This is a genomic window from Roseisolibacter agri (assembly GCF_030159095.1).
Taxonomy (GTDB): domain Bacteria; phylum Gemmatimonadota; class Gemmatimonadetes; order Gemmatimonadales; family Gemmatimonadaceae; genus Roseisolibacter; species Roseisolibacter agri.
Genome location: NZ_BRXS01000003.1, coordinates 548,056 through 565,499 on the forward strand (window position 1 = coordinate 548,056; position 17,444 = coordinate 565,499).

The following is a 17,444-nucleotide window of genomic DNA, read 5'->3' on the forward strand; positions in this document are numbered from 1 at the left end:
CGGGGATCGATGCCCATCACCCTCGTACGGTTCCCCGAGCCGCTCAGCGATGCGGCGCTGCATGGCGCCGAGCCGCTCGTCATCGAGTCCGCCGCACGACAGCTCCTCGTCGACGAGCTGCGTCGCTACTGCGCCGGCGAGGTCGCGGGACGCTCGTTCCTGATCGCCGGCCACCGCGGCATCGGCAAGACGACGCTCGTGCGGAGCGCCGTCGACATGCTCCTGCGCGAGTGCTCGCGCGAGGAGGCGAGTGCTCCGCTCGGGCGCACACCGGGCGCGTACGCACCGCTGTCGCTGCTGCGCCCCCTGTTCATCCCGCTGCATGGCCCGACGGTCTTGGGGGAGTACGACGACTTCCCCGACGCCGACGGGTCGCCGCCGGCGGACGGCGCGACGACACAGCCGGTCGCCGGCGCCCGACTGCTCACGCGCCCGCGCGAGCGCATCCTCGTGCAGATCACGCTCGGCCTGCACCGCGCGCTCGCGACCGAGCTGACACGCGCGTACCGCAACGCGGTGCGGTGGTCCATCGATCGCCAGCGCCTCGCACAGCGAGACCGTCGGCCGTGGCAGGGCGATCCGGACGCGCGCGACCGCTTCGAGATCGCCGCGCAACTCGAGATCGAGCTCGCCGAGTGTCCCCCGCCGTCGCGACTTCGCGAGCTGTGGCTGCGCGGCGGGTTCCTCGACAGTGGGGTCCTCTACCCGCAGCGCTACGCGCTGCTGCGGGGCGCCGCGGGCCGACACTGGCCGATGGATCGGCCGCCGGCCATGGACCAGGGGCTGCGCGAGCTGGTCGCGCTCAGCACCGCGACGGCGATGTACCAGCGCCTCGCGGGCAAGCTGGTCGCGACGCAGGCGAGCGAGGACAGGCAATCGATCGAGAACGAGCGCACCGTCACGCTGTCGGCGCCGGTCCGCGAGCTGCTCTCGGCCACGCTGGCCCTGGTCACCGGCGGCACCGCCGCGGTGCTGGCGGCGAAGGATGACGCGACTCCCGGCGGCACCGTCGGCGCCGCGGTCGTCGGCCTCGTCGCAGCGCTCGGCGCCGCGGCCGTGCTGCGCATCTCGTCCACCCGCAAGCGGACGCGGTCGATCTCGCGCCGCTACGACTTCGAGCCCGACCTGAAGGTCGCGACGCTCGACCGTCAGCTCCCGGCCCTCATCGAGCGCGTACGCGCCGCCGGTCTCGCGCCGGTGTTCGTGGTGGACGAGCTGGACAAGGTCGACGGCATCGAGACGCGCTTCCCGGACCTCGCCGGCTCGCTCAAGCAGCTGCTCACGGAGAACGCGTTCTTCTGCTGCCTCACGGACCGGAGCTACTTCGAGTTCCTGCAGCGGCAGATCGCGGCGGGCGGCTTCCAGAAGGCGCACACGGCCTTCTCGCATCGCGTGCTCGTGACGCCCACGCCGCCCGACTTTCATCGGTTCCTCGGCCGAGTGTTGCGCGTGCCCGCCGATGGCGAGGAGCCCGGCACGCGCACCATGCCTGCCGCCGAGCCGGAGAAGACGGAAGCCGCGAACGCACGCGCGGATGCCACGGTCCTGCCGTATGTGCTGCTGCACCGCTCGCGCATGCACACGTACGACCTCGACCGGCGCCTCGCATCGCTCTGCGACGCGGGGTCGGTGCTCCGGTTGGTGCCGCCTGAGGTGCGGGGGCCGACCTACGGCACCGATGTCGTGCTCCAGGTCGCGGTGGAATGCTGGCTCGAGCATCGCGCGCTCGTGACACGGCTCGCCCGCACGCCGGAGCTGCGGCAGACGGCGCAGGACGCGCTGTACTATCCATCGGGCTGCTGGCGCGCCGGGCGTCCCGCCGACCTCAGTGCCGGTGACGGCGCTGACGCGTTCCGCGCCTACCTCGAGCAGCAGGCGCTCAGTGCGACGCCTGCCAGGCGCCTGACGGCCGAACCGAGCGAGGGCGGGAGCGGCGCGCCGGGCGCTTCGGACGCCGCGCCCGGCGCGGTCGCCGGCAACGGCCAGCCCGCGCTTGCCGACGCGGCACGGCACGAGGTGCTCGACCGTGCCGCGTGCGAGGAGCTGCTGCAGCTGGTGCGCTCCATGGCGCACGCGCTGACGAAGGACCTCGAGGGCTTCGAGCGGGAGGTCGCGCGCTGGACGCGTCGCTCCTTCGACACGCTGCATCCGAACGTCCGGGACGCGCTCGCGGCCAATCTGCCCGTTCTCGTTGCGGACCCGCACCGGGAGCACGCCTTCACATGGCGCGTCGCCACCGACCCATCGGACCGCGGTGACGACGCTGCCGCCGTGGGTGGCGCGCCGCCCGCACCAGGAGTGCCTCCGGAGCCCGTCCTGACAGTCCCCGCGGCACCGGTCATGGTCACGGGCGCAGCCAGACCGGCGCCGGAGTCCCTCGCGCCAACGCCAGCCACGCCAGCACTCGACCCCGAGCCATGGGAGGCCGACCGACAGTTCGTCGACGGGTTCATCCTCGCGCTGTCGCAGATCACCTGGCACTCGCGGGTCGATCTCGAGACGCTCGCGACCAGCTACGGCATCGTCGGATCGTCGCCCTCGCTCGCGGCGTACCGGAGCGCCCGCGACCGGCTACAGGAGCCCACCGCCGAGCCCTGGAGCCCCTCGCGAGCATCCGACATGGAGTGCGTGGAGCAGTTCGCGGCGCTGGTGCGTCGCTCGGCGGTGGCCATCGTCGATGCGCTCGTGATCGCCTCGTTCATCGGGAAGGTCATCAGCCGCGTCAACCAGCCCATTCAACAGCAGAAGCAGTTTCAGTGGGTCATCGCCGGACTCGACGCGCTCACGCAGGCGTTCCAGTTTCTCGACAACGACACGCGCTGGGTCGCGGCGCGCCTGCAGAGTCTGCGCGGGGAGCTCGCCGGACGCCCGGGCGTCGGGTGGCTGTCGCTCAATGGCTGGATCGAGCCACCGATGACGGTGGCCGGCGTCCGCACGTGGGCGGCCTTCACGACGGCCCGCATCGAGGAGGCGGAGAAGGCCGCGGCGGCCTTCCGCGGGATCCCGCTCGATGCGCTGTGGGAGCGCTGGCGCCAGCGCTTCACGGACGTCTTCCGGGACGGGTTGTCGCAGGCAGAGCCCCTGGTGCTCGACGACGTGCTGAGCATCGCCCTCGAGATGCGGCACACGCGCGTGCTGCATCAGGACGTCTTCCGAATGAGCCTCGGGCAGTGGGGGCGCTTGCTGAGCGACGTCTTGCGGCAGCCGCGCACGTACCCGGCGTGGCTCGCTCCAGTGGCGCTGTATGCCCTCGGCTTCAGCGATGTGCAGCGGACGCTGCTGCTGGAGCGACTGCGCGTGGCAGTGAAACAGGTCGCGCCAAGCGCAGCGTCGGGAAGCGCCACCCTCGGGGCGGAGCCCGCGGCGCAGGCGTCTGCCCAGGCTGCGATGATCGATCCGACCCTGTCGACCGATCCGACCGCCGGTTGGCCGCCGCGTCCCGACGGGCAGGGGTTCGTCGTGCTCGTCCGCACGTCGGATGACTCGATCGCCGAGCGCTGGCCGGCACACGGCGGACTCCATTCCCTGCTCCCCCTCGACATCGACATCGCCGGCGCGCTCCTGGGACAGGAGCTGCCGGCGCCTCGCCCGCCGGCGCCGCCTACCACGTTCCTCGTCGTCCCGCGCGCCGTCGTGTTCGAGCTGCCAGCGTCCGCGCGGGACATGGAGCGGGTCGTGGAGCGAGCCAGGCGCGCGATCAGTCGTGCCGTCGTCCCCTTCGATGTCCGCTTCGTGGCGCTCCACGTCGGCGTTCCGACGCCGGCAGCGGAGGTCCCCAGCGCACTCGACCCGCTGTTCATCTCGCCGGACGATGGCCCAGGAGTCCTGGACCGACTCTGACCGCGACTCGTCAGGCCTGCGCCGCGATCGTCTCCAGCTCCTCCCAGCGCGCCGTCAGCGCCTCGACCTCCGCGTCGAGCGCCGCCAGCCGCGCCTTGGCGTCGGCCACCGCCGCGCCGTCGCGCAGCAGCGCCGGATCCGCGAGCGTCGCGTACAGCGCCTCGCGCTCGCGCTCGCAGGTGTCGATGCGGTCGGGGAGCGCCGCCAGCTCGTGCGTCTCCTTGAAGGAGAGCTTCCGCTTCCTCTCCTGCTTCGCCGCGGGCGCCGGCGCCGCGGCGGCGACGGGCTTCCGCGCGGCCGGCGCCGGCGTCTCGTCGGGCGCGGGGCGCTGGCGCAGCCAGTCCGTGTAGCCGCCCGCGTACTCGCCGATGCGGCCGTCCCCCTCCAGCACCAGCGTGCTGGTGACGACGTGGTCGAGGAACTCGCGGTCGTGGCTCACCAGCAAGAGCGTCCCCTCGAAGTCCAGCAGCAGCTGCTCCAGCAGGTCGAGCGTCTCGATGTCGAGATCGTTCGTCGGCTCGTCGAGCACCAGCACGTTGAACGCGCGCGTGAACAGGCGCGCCAGCAGCAGCCGGTTGCGCTCCCCGCCGCTCAGCGCGCGCACCGGCGTGCGGGCGCGCTCGGGCGGGAAGAGGAAGTCCTGCAGGTAGCCGTGCACGTGCCGCTGCTCGCCGCCGACCTTCACCCACTCCGCGCCGTCGGCGATGGAGTCGAACACGCTGCGGTCGGGATCGAGCTGGTCGCGCAGCTGGTCGAAGTACGCGATCTCCAGCCCGGTGCCGTGGCGGATGGTGCCCGCGTCCGGCGCGAGCTCGCCGAGCAGGAGGCGGATGAGCGTCGTCTTGCCGGAGCCGTTGGGGCCGATGAGCCCCACGCGGTCGCCGCGCATGATGGTCGTCGTGAGGTCGCGCACGATGGGGCGCGCGCCGTGCGCGAAGCCGACGTGCCGCGCCTCGACCACCATGCGCCCCGAGCGCTCGGCCTCCACGGCCTGGAGCTTCACCGTGCCGGCGCGCTCGCGCCACGCCGCGCGCTCGCGCCGCATCGCGTCCAGCGCCCGCGCGCGCCCCTCGTTCAGCGTGCGGCGCGCGGTGATGGACGAGCGCAGGCGCACGGTCTCGCGCGCGATCCGCTTGTCGAACTCCTCGCGCTCCCTCGCCTCGGCCGCCAGCGCGGCGTCCTTGCGCTCCAGGTACGCGTCGTAGTCGGCGCCCCAGTCCGCGAGCTGGCCGCGGTCCAGCTCCACGATGCGCGTCGCGACACGCCGCAGGAACGCGCGGTCGTGCGTCACGAACAGCAGCGTGACGCTGCGCGAGATCAGGAACTCCTCCATCCACTCGATCGCGTCGACGTCGAGGTGGTTGGTGGGCTCGTCGAGCAGCAGCACGTCGGGATCGCGCACGAGCGCGCGCGCGAGCATCGCCTGGCGCTTGCGGCCGCCCGACAGCGACGCGAACGCCGCGTCGGGATCGAGGCCGAGGTGCAGCAGCACGGTGTCGACGCGGCTCTGGATCTCCCACGCGCCCGCGGTGTCGAGCGCGTGGTGGAGACGCTCCATCTCCTTCAGCGCGCGCTCGCTGCCCTCGTGCGCGACGCGCACCGTCGCGTCGTGGTAGCGCGCGAGCAGCCGCCCCGCCTCGCCCAGCCCCGCGGCGACGACGTCGAACGTCGAGCCGGCGATGGCGTCGGGCACCTCCTGCTCCAGCCGCGCGACGGTGGCCCCGGTCTGCCGCACGACCTCGCCCGCGTCGGGCGCGAGCGAGCCGTCGAGCAGCTGCATGAGCGTGCTCTTCCCCGCGCCGTTGCGGCCGAGGAGGCACACGCGCTCGCCGCGCTCGATCCACAGGTCGGCGTGGTCGAGCACGGGGGGACCGCCGAAGGCGATGCTGACGTCCTGGAGGCCGAGGAGGGCCATGCGTGCGTGGGTACGGGGAAGCCTGCAACCTAAAACCCGAGGCTGCGTGCTGCGTGCTCCGTGCTGCGTGGCTGGCATCCTGGCGCCGGCCCTTCTTCCTTTGGTGAGGATACGGATGCTTCGGATGGAGCGGATCATTCGGATCGCTCCTCGGAGGGCGCGGAGCGTCGCCGCCACGGGAAGCGATCCGAAGCATCCGTTCGGATCCGGAGCATCCGCGTCCTCTCCAGGAGCACCACCGCCGCGGCGCGCCGAGGCGTCCCGAGGTCGTTCACGCAGCACGCCGCACGCCGCACGCCGCACGCAGCACGCAGCACGCAGCTGCCCTTTCGCACGCCTCTTGCCCCTCCCGTCCGCCACCCTTCACCAGACAGGACGGTGTGATGCGCACGACGTTCCCTGATTCCTGGCGCCGGCTGCTGGCCGCGGGCGCGCTCCTGCTCGCGGCGTGCACGGTGAGCGACCGCAGCGACACGGCCGACTCGGCGGCGCTGGCCGCGAAGGCCGCCGTCGCGCCGGCGCCCGACACGACGGCGGCGAACGCGGCGGCCACGCCCCCTGCCCCGACCGCGGCGCCCACCACCGCGGCCGAGTCGGCGGCGATGGCGCTGACCGCGGGCGCCGCGACGGCGGTGGCGCTCTCCGACATGCGCCTCGAGGTGGATCTCGCGGCGCGCAAGCTGTACGTCATCAAGGGCGACCGCCGCCTCGCGACGCATCCCGTGTCGGTCGGCTCGCCCGAGTGGCCCACGAAGACCGGCGAGTGGAACGTCACGCAGGTCGTCTTCAACCCCGAGTGGATCCCGCCCGACGAGTCGTGGGCCGAGCAGCGCGAGCGCCGCGCGCCGGGCGATCCGAAGAACCCGCTCGGCGCCGCGCAGCTCGTGTACGATCCGCCGCGCAGCATCCACGGCACCAACGAGCCCGCGTCCATCGGCAAGGCCGTGTCGCACGGCTCCATCCGCCTGAGCAACGCGGTCATCCTGCAGCTCGCGCGGCAGGCGCTCGAGGAGGGCGGCGTGCCGAAGGACGACGCGTGGTTCCAGCGCGTGCAGGCGAACCGCACGCAGAAGGAGGTCGTGGATCTCGCGCGGCAGATCCCGATCCGCGTGTACTGACGCACGCCTCGACGCGTGCACCGACGCGTGCACCGACGCGTGAACTGACGGGGCTTCTTGACAGGGCCGGCGGCGGGGGCAACGTGGACGCACCCTCGCCGCCGGAGTGCCCATGCGCGCCACGCTCGTCGCCGGACTCGCCCTGCTCGCCGTGGCCGCTCCGCTGCCTCCTCCGGCCGCGCCGGCGCGCGCCCGCCCGAACGACAACCGCGCGCCCTCGGGCGCCCTGCGCCGCGACACGCTGACGCTGCGCCTCGAGGCGCGGCTCGCGACCTGGCATCCCGACGGCGACGGCGCGCCTGGCGCGGTGGTCGCCGCGTTCGCCGAGGTGGGGCGCGACGCGTCGATCCCGGGGCCGCTGGTGCGCGTGCGCGCCGGCACCACCGTCTCGGTCGTGCTGCGCAACGCGCTCGCCGACACGCTGCGCGTGCACGGGCTGCACGACCGCGCCGCGACGCCGGGCGCCGCGACGCCCGACGACGCGCCCACGCCGCTGGTGCTGGCGCCCGGCGCGTCGCGCGCGGTGGCGTTCCGGCTGGAGGCGCCGGGCACCTACTACTACTGGGGCACCTCCACCGGGCGACCGCTGGAGCTCCGCACGCGCGAGGACGCGCAGCTCACGGGCGCGATCGTCGTGGACCCGCCGGGCGGCTCGCCGCCCGACCGTGTGTTCGTGCTCGGCATGTGGGCCGACACGGTCGGCCGCGCGGCGGTGCGACGCCACCGCGTGCTGGCGGTGGTGAACGGGCGCGCCTGGCCCAACACGGAGCGCCTGGCGTATGCGGTGGGCGACTCGGTGCGCTGGCGCGTGATCAACGCGACCGCCGACCTGCACCCGATGCACCTGCACGGCTTCTACTTCCACGTCGAGAGCCGCGGCGACGGCACGGCCGACACGGTGTACCGCGACGGCGTGCCGCGCCTGGCCGTGACGGAGGCGATGTCGATTGGCCACGTGATCGCGCTGCGCTGGGTGCCCGAGCGGCCGGGGAACTGGCTCTTCCACTGCCACATCCCCGAGCACTTCGCGCCGCGCGCCGCGCTCGGCCTCCCGCTGGCCACGGGCGCGTCGTCCTCGCACGCCGCGCACACGGAGCGCCCCGAGCACGCGATGGGCGGCCTGGTGCTCGGCATCGCGGTGCGCGACACCACGACCGGGCGCGCGGTCGCGGTCGCGCGCGCCGCCGCGCCCACGCGCGAGCTGCGGCTGCTGGTTCGCGAGAACGTCGGCAGCACGCGCGACGTGCCGCTGTACGGCTTCGCCGCGCACGCGCGCGGCAGCGCCGAGCCGCCGCCCGACAGCGGACGGCGCGTCGGGGCGCCGCTCGAGCTGACGCGCGGGGAGCCGGTGCGCATCACGATCGTCAACCGGCTCGCGGAGCCGACGGCGGTGCACTGGCACGGCATCGAGCTGGAGAGCTGGTACGACGGCGTGCCGGGCGTCAGCGGCGCGGGGCGCCGCATCGCGCCGATGATCGCACCGCGCGACTCGTTCGAGGTGCGCTTCACGCCACCGCGCGCGGGGACGTTCATCTACCACACGCACGTCGACGAGGAGCGGCAGCAGGACGCGGGGCTCGCGGGCCCGCTGCTGGTGCTGGAGCCGGGAGAGCGGCGCGACCCCGCGGTCGACCTCCCGGTGCTCGTGTCGTCGCCCGGCGGCTTCGACGCCGAGGTGCACCAGCTGCTGCTGAACGGGATGACGGCGCCGCCGCCGCTGACGCTGCGCGCGGGCCAGCGCTACCGGCTGCGCTTCATCAACATGAGCGTGCGGCGCTCGGGCGTGATCCTGATGGTGACGCGGGCCGGCGCGCCGGCGACGTGGCGGCCGCTGGCGAAGGACGGCGCGGACCTTCCGCCCGCGCTGCGCGCGCCGGAGCCGTCGCGGCGCGTGGTGAGCATCGGCGAGACGCTCGACGTCGAGATCGTCCCGGAAGCACCGGGCGACTCACTGGCGATCGAGGTGCGGGCGCCGCCGCGCGCCGGCGGGCGACGCTTCGCGCGCTGGCCGATCATCGTCCGGTGAGCGCCACGCAGTGAGCGTCGCGCAGTGAGCGTCGTGCAGTGAGCGCCGCGCAGTGAGCGCGTCGCGCGCACGCGATGGTGCGTGCGCGACGTCACACTTCCGCGAGACGCAGCACCGCGCGCGTGCATCGTCCAGCTTGACATGGCCGCGCGGCGAGGAGAGATAGCGACGTCCGCTCCGTCTCTCCCTGTCCGCAGCACCGGTGCGCGCCGTCGTCCCGCTTCTCACCCTGCTCGCCATCGTCGGCGTCGCGCTCATCGCGACGTCGCCCCAGTCGGGCCCGCAGACGTCGCGCGGGCCGGTGCGCATCCGCGCGACGAGCGCGGGCGCCGTCACCGCCGACGACAGCGAACCGCGCGACACGCTGGACATGCGCGCGGACAGCGCGGTCCGACGGCGCCGCGGTCCCACCACGCGACACCAGCGCTGAGCGACGTCAGCCCGGCGGCGGCGCGTCGCAGGCGCCCTTCGGCTTCCAGCGCGACGGCGTGGCGCGCGGCCGGGCGTCGTCGCGGATCAGCACCGACAGCGCGCGCAGCGTGCCCGTGCCGCTGTTGACGACCTGCATCGGCACGCCGGCGGGCGGCGACACCACGCCCTCGCCCGCCGCGCCGCGCACGACGCCCTTCGACGTCTCGACGCACTGCTCCCCTTCGAGCAGGTACCACGCTTCGGGGCCCGGATGCGCGTGCACGGCCGTCCGCGCGCCCGCGGGCATCACGACGTGGAAGACGTCGATGCGGAACTGCGAGCCGCGCGGTAGCGGCAGCGGCCCCACGAGCGTCGTCTGCGCGCCGCCGCGCGGCACGTCGCTCTCCGCGCCGAAGCGGTGCAGCCACGTCTCCGCGCCGTCGTCGGTCGTGATCTCGGTGAGGATGTCGGTGAAGCGCCCCGCCGCCTGCGCCGCCTCGCGCGACGGGTAGCGCGCGAGGTGCCAGAACACGGCGCCCGCGGGCAGGCGCATGCCGCTGGGCCGCGCGAGCAGCTGACAGCCGAACGGCGCGCCGTCGCGCAGCCCCTGCTCCTCGCACGCGAACGGCACGTGTGCGGTGTCGGCGGCCGCGCGCGCGCCGTCCTGCGCGGGCAGCGCGGCGGGCAGCAGCGACAGCGTCAGTGGCAGGACGAGGAGCGTCTTCACGGGATCGCCTCCACCGCCGACGGCCGCGCCAGCTCGGCGCCGATCAGGAGCACCGCGTCCACCAGCGCGTCCAGGTCCGCGCGGCGCGTGCGGTGGTTCACGTTGGCCACGCGCAGCGCGAAGCGGCCGTGCAGCACGGTGCTCGACGGCACCGCGATGCCGCGCTCCTGCAGCCGCAGCAGCAGCTCCTCGTTCAGCGCGTCGCGCTCGGGCTCGGACATGCCGTCGGGCACGTAGCGGAAGCAGGCGATGTTGAGCGGCGCCGGCGCCAGCAGCTCCAGCTCCGGATGTGCCGCGATGCGCGCCACCAGGTGCCGCGTCTGCGCGACGTTCTGCTCGATCAGGCGCGCGAGCTTGTCCACGCCGTCGGCGCGCAGCGACATCCACGCCTTCAGCGCCTTGAAGCCGCGCGTCAGGTCGAGGCCGCGGTCCGCGAACGGGAGCCCGCCGACCGCGAGGCCGCGCGTCATGCTCGCGAGGTAGCTCGCCGGCGCCGCGAACGCCGCGTGGTGCAGCGCCGGATCGCGCACCAGCACGCACGCGCACTCGATGGGGAGCGATCCCCACTTGTGCAGGTCGAAGCCGAGCGAGTCCGCGCGCTCCATCCCCGCGACGATCGGCCGCAGCGTCTCGGAGAGGTGGACGAGCGCGCCGAACGCGCCGTCGACGTGGAACCAGAGCCCCTCGTCGCGGCAGACGTCGGCCACCGCGGTGAGATCGTCGGTGGCGCCGGTGTTCACCGTGCCCGCGGTGCCGACGACGCAGAAGGGCGCGAGCCCCGCGGCGCGATCCTCCGCGATCATCGCGCGCAGCGCCCGCACGTCGATGCGGTACTCGGCGTCCACGGGCACGCGGCGGAACGCGCGGTCGCCGAGCCCCATGAGCTCCGCCGCCTTGCGCGCCCAGCCGTGCGTCTCGCTGGAGCCGTAGAAGACCATCGGCGCCGGCGCGGCGGCGTCGGGCCACGCCTGCATGCCGAGCGCGCGCGTGTCGCGTCCCAGCTCGCGCGCCTTCGCGTGGCGCGCCACCGCGAGGCCGATCGTGCTCGCCATCGTGCCGCCGGGGAGCAGCACGCCGCTCGCGCCGGGCATCCCCAGCAGCTCGCCCATCCAGGCGACCACCTGGTGCTCCACCAGCGCGGGCGCGTGGTCGAAGCCCGCGAGGTGCGGGTTGAGCCCCGCGGCCAGCATGTCCGCCATCATGCCGAGCGGCGTGCCGGTGCCCTCGACCCAGCCCCAGAAGCGCGGATGGAGGTTGCCGTTGGGGTACGGCATCACCTGCGCGACGAAGTCCGCGTACGCCGCCTCCGCGCCGATGCCGGCGCGCGGCACCGGCTGGCCGGCGAGCGCGGCGCGCACGGCGTCGGGCATCGGCCGCCAGGTCGGCTGCGCGGGCAGGTCGGCGAGGTGCGTGAGCATGTCGTCCACCATCCGCACGGCGAGCGTGCGGAACGCCGCCCACTCCTCGGGCGTGCGCGGGTCGAACGTCTCCTCGTGCGGGGCGCGGGGCGTGGTCACCCCGGGATGCTAACGCTCCTGGCGCGCCGCGGCGATGGCGGCCAGCAGCCGCTCGTCGGGGAGCGAGGCCCAGTCGGGCGGGAGCTCGACGCGCACGGACTGCGCGCCGCCGCGCGGCGTGCACACGACGGCGAGCTTCCCGTCCCCCTCCGCGGCCCGCTCGGCCGCCTCGCGCGCGGCGTCGTCGTCACTGAGCCCGGCGAACGCCTGCACGCAGCTCCAGGTCGTGCCCTCGTCGTCGGTCACCTCGCGCGGCGTGGACGTGCTCTCGGGCGTCGTCATCTCGGTCGGATCGGATGGGGATGGGCTCAGCGCGCGGGCCGCCGGATCACGAGGCTCAGGTTGAGCAGCCGGTCCCACAGCGCGCGCTCGATGGGGTCGTCGCTCCTTCGCACCTCCCGTTCCTTCGTGCGCACGATGCCGCCGAGCTGCACGCGCCGGTACGTGCCGGTGAGCACGACCCGCGACGCGCGGGCGGAGCCGGTGATGGTCGCGCGGAAGACGGCCTCGGCGCCCTCGTGCTCGAACGGCTCGGTCTCGGGCGTGGTGCCGGAGGTCAGCGTCTCGCGCACGCGGTAGCCCTGGATGCGGAAGGTCGCGAGCGTGCGCCGCACGGCCTCGTCGCGGGAGATGGGGAGGTCGATGGCGATCTCGCGCTCCTCGCGCGCGCGGCCGGTGAGCCCCGCGCAGCCGCCCACCGCGAGCACGCCGAGGACGAGCAGGAGCCAGCGCCACGTGCGGCCGTGCTTGCCTCGCCCCATCGCGGGGCCAAGTGTAGGGACAACCTCGGGGACAACCTCACGGAGGATCGCCATGTTCTCACGCCACAGCTTCGGCATCCCCGGTGCGCTGGGGGTGCTGGTCCTGGCCTTCTGGCTCTTCGGGTGGGCGGTGATGGGGTGGCACGCCGGGCTCTACCACGTGCTCGTGCCGGTGGGCATCGCGCTGCTCGCCATGCAGTACGTGCGCCGGCTGAACATGGAGCCCGAGGACTGACGGGCGCCCGCGCGCCGGACCCGAAAGGGCGAACTGCATTTGACGGGATGACAGGATGACCAGGAGGCTCCGCTCGGCGCGACGTTCCATGCGCTCTGTGGAGCCTCCTGGTCATCCTGTCATCCTGTCTCCTGCCGTTCAGGGACACGCGCACCGGACCCGAACGGCGAACTGCATCAGACAGGATTGGACGGATTCGACGGACAACAGCCGGATTACGCTCCGCGTGGCGCATGGGACGTCGTCGCCACATGGGAAGTAATCCGGCCCTTGTCCGTTCAATCCGTCGGAATCCTGTCTACTGCCGTTCGGGTCCGGCGCGAGAGAGCTACTGACAGCTCACCGCCCCGCCCCGCGCGTCGCGCTCCTGCTGCGGGATCGGCAGCGCGGCCTGGAACGCGTCCGCCGTCCCGCGCTGGCTCGGGCCCAGGTAGGTCGGGTTGAGCAGGTTGTACGCGCGCAGGTCGACCAGCCGCTGCGCGCCCTCCAGCAGCAGCGAGAACCGCTTCTCGTAGAGCACCGCCTGCACGCCCTCGGCGCGGCTCGTGAAGGTCGGCAGCGCGGCCAGCCCGCCCTCGCGCGTGCGCACCGCGTTCACGTCCGCCGTCGCCTCCGCCAGCTGCCCGAGCTCCAGCCGCGCCTGGGCGCGCAACAGCAGCAGCTCGGCGTTGCGCAGGATCGCCAGCGGCCGCGTCTGCGTCGTCGCGCTCGCGGACGCGAGCGTCGTCCCGAACGTCGTGCTGACGCCGTTGCGCGCCACCGGTTCCGTGCGGAAGATCACCTTCGCCTGCCGCTGGTCGCCCGCCTGCAGCCCCTGCCGGTTGGTGAACAGCCCCGAGCCCGGCGCCGGCGCGGCGATCGTCGGGTTGAGGAACACCGTGCCGACCGCCAGCGGGTTGGTGAGGTCCGGCGCCGCACCGAACGCGTGGTACACGCCCGCGGTCGTCGCCGCGCTCGCGTCCACGAACGACGCGTCGAGCGCCGTGAGCGCGTCGCGGAACGACTGCTGGCGCGCGCCGATCAGCCCGCGGTACACCTCCGCGCGCGCCTTGAGGCCGCGGTTGAAGCGCGCGAAGCCCGCCGGCGTGTCGAACGCGCCGTTGCTCGCGAAGCCCGCCGGCAGCCGCACGCCGAACGTGGCGCCCGCGGCCTGCAGCTCCGCGTAGCCGCTGTCGAGCACCGCGCCGATGGACGCCAGCGCGCTCGCCTCGCACGAGATGGGGCGCAGCGCGCTCCCCGACGCCTCGATCGGCGAGACGTCGGTCGGGATGCCGTTCGGGCCGCGCAGCTCCCACGTGCGGTAGAGCAGCAGCGCCTTGAACGTGTGCGCGATGCCGCGCACGCCCTGCCGCTGCGCCTCCGTGAGGTCCGCCGCGCTGCCGATCCCCTCGAGGATCGTGTTCGCGGTGCGCACGCCGTTGTACGCGTCGTTCCACGTCAGCCCGCCGCCACCGATGAAGCCCGCGGCGTCGATCGCGTTGCCCATCAGCTCCTGCTGGAAGCGCGGCTCCGACGGATCGATGTTGTAGACGTCGCGCGCCAGCGTGCCCGCGAAGATCAGGTGGCGGAAGCCGCCGACGCCGCGGTCGCGATTGATCAGCCCCGTCGTCAGCAGCTGCGCGGTGTTGGCATTGAGCCCGTCGGCGATCACCGCGTCGGGCAGGTTGTTGAGGTCCGGGACCGTCGTCGGGTCGCTGCAGGCCTGCGCCAGGAGCAGCGCGCCGAGCGTGGCCGACGCGAGCGGGCGCGTCGTGCGGTGGTTGCGCATCATGGGATCAGAAGTTCGCGGTGACCGCGAGGAAGAAGCTGCGGCTCGGCGGATACGGCGTGACGTCCTGGAAGCGGCCGAGGTTCTGGTTGCCGAAGTTCGAGACCTCGGGGTCGTAGCCGGTGTAGGGCGCCCACGTGTACAGGTTGCGCCCCGACAGCTCCAGGCGGACGTCGCGCGTCTGGCTGCCGAACGCGCTGCGCACGAAGCGGTCGGGGAGCTGGTACGACAGGTTCAGCTCGCGCAGCTTCAGGAACGTCGCCTTCTCGAAGTAGACCGGCCGGCCGGCGACGTAGTCGCGCAGCCGCTGCTGCGACGCGGCCGTGTCGGCGAACAGGTTCGTGCTGTCGAAGTAGTTGTTCGTCAGGTTCGCGACGCCGCCCCCCTTGCGCCAATCGAGCAGCCCGGCGAGCCGCACGCGCCCGAACGTCAGGTCGTTCGAGAAGCCCATCTGGAAGTCCGGCGCGCTCTCGCGGAAACCGTAGACCGTGCCGGCCGACGTGCCGCGGCTGGTGACGACGCGCGCCGTCGTGATCGAGCGGCCCTGCTCCACCCACGCCTCGCCGTAGCGCGGCGAGAACGACGACGACGCCGAGAACGGCGGCACGTCGAGGCGCGTGATGCGGCTGTTGAAGTTCGAGAACGTCGTCCGCGACGTCCACGTCACGTCGCGCGTCTGCACGGGCGTCGCGCTCAGCTCCAGCTCCGTGCCGGTCTTGTACATCGCGCCGCCGTTGATGATGCGGATGGCGTAGCCGCTCGACGTCGCGGGCGCGGAGAGCAGGATCAGGTCGTCCACGTCCGTGCGGAACACCGTCCCCGAGAGGGCGAGGCGGCCCTTGAGCATCGTCAGGTCGACGCCGCCCTCCAGCTCCGTGGACGTCTCCGGGCGGATGGCGCGGCTGCCGGCGGTGGCCGACGGGCGCGCGCCGAGCGTGCCGCCGTAGACGCCGGTGATGAGCGCGGTGTACGCGTAGCCGAACGGCACCTGGTTGCCCGCGCGGCCGTACGCGGCGCGCAGCTTCAGCTCCTCGGTGGCCGGCGGCAGGAAGGGGAGCCGGTACGACGCCGACGCCTTCGGGAAGGTGTAGTACTTGCCCGCGTCGCCGTTGGTCGACGACCGCTCGGCGTTCAGCGCGCCCGTGATCGCGAGCCGCTCGTCGAGCGCCAGCAGCTCCTCCTGCACGTACCACCCGAAGTCGTGGACCCGGAAGCGGTCCTCGTTCGACAGCTGGTCGGCGGCCAGCGTGATGCTCTGCGCGCCCAGCGGGACGTTGCGCCCGCGGTTGAACACGACGTCGCTGTTCCGGTACTCGCGCCGCACGCCGAACGACGTCGTCGCCGACAGCGGCGCGAGCGTCAGCCGGTGCACGCCCGACGCGTTCAGGTTGGCGTACTGGCTGGTGACGTCCGTGTTGACGATCGTGCCGGGAAAGCCGTCGGCCGGCTCGAAGTAGACGGTCGGCGGCGAGTACACCTTGTTGTTCTGCGAGAACGCGTCGACGCCGCCGAGCACGGTGAAGTCGAGCGACTGCCGCGTGGACGCGAAGGCGTTGTAGGTCGCGTTGACGCTCCCCACGTAGCGGAAGACGTCCTGCGGCAGCTTGGTCAGCTCCGCGGTCTGGAACGGGTTCGTGCCGCCGAAGCCGCCCGGCAGGTACGGGTTGCGCGGGTACTGGCCGGTGGCGCTGTCGCGCGCCATCGCGTTGAAGTACTGCGGGGTGCCGGAGAAGACGCTGATCGGCGACACCACGGGCGCGTTGTCGTTGCCCGAGATCCCGCGGTCGGTGAGCGTGTGCATGAAGGCGTTGTTGGACTGCAGCGTGAGCCGCGAGCCCACCGCCTGCCCGACGTTCGCCGACAGCGACTGCTTCCCGTAGTACGTGCCCTTCTGGATCGCGTTGTCGCGCTGCAGCAGCCCGCTCACGTGGTACGTGGTCCCGCCGGCCGTGCCGCCGCGCAGCGCGAGCGACGTCTGGTACGACGGGCCGTCGGCCTTGTAGAAGGCGTCCTGAAAGTCGTGGCACTGGCCCGTGAACGGCGCCGCCAGCTCGGCCGCGGTCTCCACGCCCTCCCACGCCATCGCCTCCTCCACGGAGCCGAAGCAGCGGAGGTCGAGCTTGCGCTCCTGCTGCAGCTGGTACGTGCCCACGCGCTGCGCGAGGCTGAACGCGGGCCGGCCGGCGCTCCCGCGCTTGGTGCGGATCACGACGACGCCGTTGGCGGCCTTGGAGCCGTAGATCGCGCCGGCCGACGGGCCCTTGAGGATCTCGACGCTCTCGATGTCCTCGGGATTGAGGTCGGCGATGCGGTTGGCCGTCTGGTCCTGGCTCGTCGAGATCGTCGCGGGGCCCTGGCCGGTGCCCGCCGTCGTCAGCGAGTTGAGGCCGTTGCCGAACGCCTGGTTGCTCACCAGCACGCCGTCGACGACGTAGAGCGGCGTCGAGGCGGCGTTGATGGACGACACGCCGCGCAGCTGCACCTGCGAGCCGCCGCCGGGCGCGCCGGAGTTGGTCGAGATGATGGCGCCGGCGACCTTGCCCTGCAGCGCGTTGTCCACCGACTGCGCCGGCGCGCGCCCCACCAGCTGCTCGGCGCTGACGGTGGCGACGGCGTTGGCGGCGTTGAGGCGCGAGACGCTGGTCGCCGTGCCGGTGACGACGGCGGTCTCGAGCTGCAGCACGTCGCGCTCGAGCGCGACGCTGATCTCCGACTGGCCGGGCGCGAGCACCACGGTGCGCGCCTGGTAGCCGATGCGCCGCACGCGCAGCGTGCTCGTGCCGTTCGGCGCCTGCAGCGCGAAGCGGCCGTCGTCGCCGGTGAGCGTGCCGGTGGTGGTGCCGACGACCTGCACGGTGACGGCGCCGAGCGGCTCGCCGCTGCCGGCGACGGTGACGACGCCCGTCACGCGGCGCTGCGCGGCCTGCTGCGCGCCCAGCTGCGGCGCCACGGCCGCGACGGCGACGGCGGCGAGCAGCGCATGTTGCGTTCGGATCACGGGTCCTCCAGAGGGGTGCGAAAACGCGGGAGTGCGTACGGCGGGCGCGCATCGTACGCGGCACCCGCCGTGCGGCACATGGGACAGCTGCACCATCACGCGACGCGTCGGCGTCAACGCGTGGTCAA

The 17,444-nt window shown here is 73.5% G+C and carries 12 protein-coding genes; 5 read left to right on the forward strand and 7 right to left on the reverse strand.

The genetic code is table 11. The features are described 5' to 3' along the window. The first annotated feature begins 9 nt into the window (after nt 1–9). Nucleotides 10–3,840 carry a hypothetical protein gene (locus rosag_RS10985; RefSeq protein WP_284350172.1) on the forward strand — a complete coding sequence of 1,277 codons (3,831 nt, stop codon included), beginning with the start codon at nt 10–12 and terminating at the stop codon, nt 3,838–3,840. Nucleotides 3,841–3,850: 10 nt separating this feature from the next. Here rosag_RS10985 and rosag_RS10990 read toward each other — a convergent pair whose 3' ends face one another. Beyond that, nucleotides 3,851–5,755: an ATP-binding cassette domain-containing protein gene (locus rosag_RS10990; protein ID WP_284350173.1), complete on the reverse strand. Its 1,905-nt coding sequence runs from the start codon at nt 5,753–5,755 to the stop codon at nt 3,851–3,853. A 383-nt stretch (nt 5,756–6,138) separates the two neighbouring features. Here rosag_RS10990 and rosag_RS10995 point away from each other — a divergent pair, with 383 nt between their 5' ends. The 3 genes from rosag_RS10995 (at nt 6,139) to rosag_RS11005 (ending at nt 9,329) form a co-directional block, all read left to right on the forward strand. After that, the gene (locus rosag_RS10995; protein ID WP_284350174.1) at nt 6,139–6,873 is read left to right on the forward strand and encodes a L,D-transpeptidase; all 735 of its coding nucleotides are present in this window, start codon (nt 6,139–6,141) and stop codon (nt 6,871–6,873) included. Nucleotides 6,874–6,985: 112 nt separating this feature from the next. Continuing rightward, nucleotides 6,986–8,899, forward strand: a complete 1,914-nt coding sequence (locus tag rosag_RS11000; RefSeq protein ID WP_284350175.1) for a multicopper oxidase domain-containing protein — start codon at nt 6,986–6,988, stop codon at nt 8,897–8,899. Nucleotides 8,900–9,101: 202 nt separating this feature from the next. Then, nucleotides 9,102–9,329, forward strand: coding sequence for a hypothetical protein (locus tag rosag_RS11005; protein ID WP_284350176.1), 228 nt, complete (start codon nt 9,102–9,104; stop codon nt 9,327–9,329). Nucleotides 9,330–9,335: 6 nt separating this feature from the next. On the opposite strand, the gene rosag_RS11010 is transcribed toward rosag_RS11005, so the two are convergent. Genes rosag_RS11010 through rosag_RS11025 form a run of 4 tightly spaced genes read right to left on the reverse strand, consistent with a single transcriptional unit; the run spans nt 9,336 to nt 12,315 of the window. Beyond that, complete coding sequence (locus tag rosag_RS11010; protein ID WP_284350177.1) at nt 9,336–10,037, reverse strand: cupin domain-containing protein; 702 nt, start codon at nt 10,035–10,037, stop codon at nt 9,336–9,338. After that, entirely contained in the window at nt 10,034–11,554 is a 1,521-nt protein-coding gene (locus rosag_RS11015) for a pyridoxal phosphate-dependent decarboxylase family protein (protein ID WP_284350178.1), read from the reverse strand. Before rosag_RS11015 ends, rosag_RS11010 begins: the two co-directional genes overlap by 4 nt. A gap of 9 nt (nt 11,555–11,563) precedes the next feature. Then, nucleotides 11,564–11,836, reverse strand: a complete 273-nt coding sequence (locus rosag_RS11020) for a hypothetical protein (RefSeq protein WP_284350179.1) — start codon at nt 11,834–11,836, stop codon at nt 11,564–11,566. A gap of 26 nt (nt 11,837–11,862) precedes the next feature. After that, complete coding sequence (locus rosag_RS11025) at nt 11,863–12,315, reverse strand: hypothetical protein (protein WP_284350180.1); 453 nt, start codon at nt 12,313–12,315, stop codon at nt 11,863–11,865. A 52-nt stretch (nt 12,316–12,367) separates the two neighbouring features. Here rosag_RS11025 and rosag_RS11030 point away from each other — a divergent pair, with 52 nt between their 5' ends. Continuing rightward, a complete protein-coding gene (locus rosag_RS11030; protein WP_284350181.1) occupies nt 12,368–12,550 on the forward strand; it encodes a hypothetical protein in 183 nt (60 codons plus the stop codon). Between the two features lie 328 nt (nt 12,551–12,878). On the opposite strand, the gene rosag_RS11035 is transcribed toward rosag_RS11030, so the two are convergent. Together rosag_RS11035 and rosag_RS11040 are read right to left on the reverse strand one after the other, a co-directional pair. Continuing rightward, a complete protein-coding gene (locus tag rosag_RS11035; protein ID WP_284350182.1) occupies nt 12,879–14,321 on the reverse strand; it encodes a RagB/SusD family nutrient uptake outer membrane protein in 1,443 nt (480 codons plus the stop codon). A 4-nt stretch (nt 14,322–14,325) separates the two neighbouring features. Beyond that, nucleotides 14,326–17,316: a SusC/RagA family TonB-linked outer membrane protein gene (locus tag rosag_RS11040; protein WP_284350183.1), complete on the reverse strand. Its 2,991-nt coding sequence runs from the start codon at nt 17,314–17,316 to the stop codon at nt 14,326–14,328. Nucleotides 17,317–17,444 lie beyond the last annotated feature (128 nt).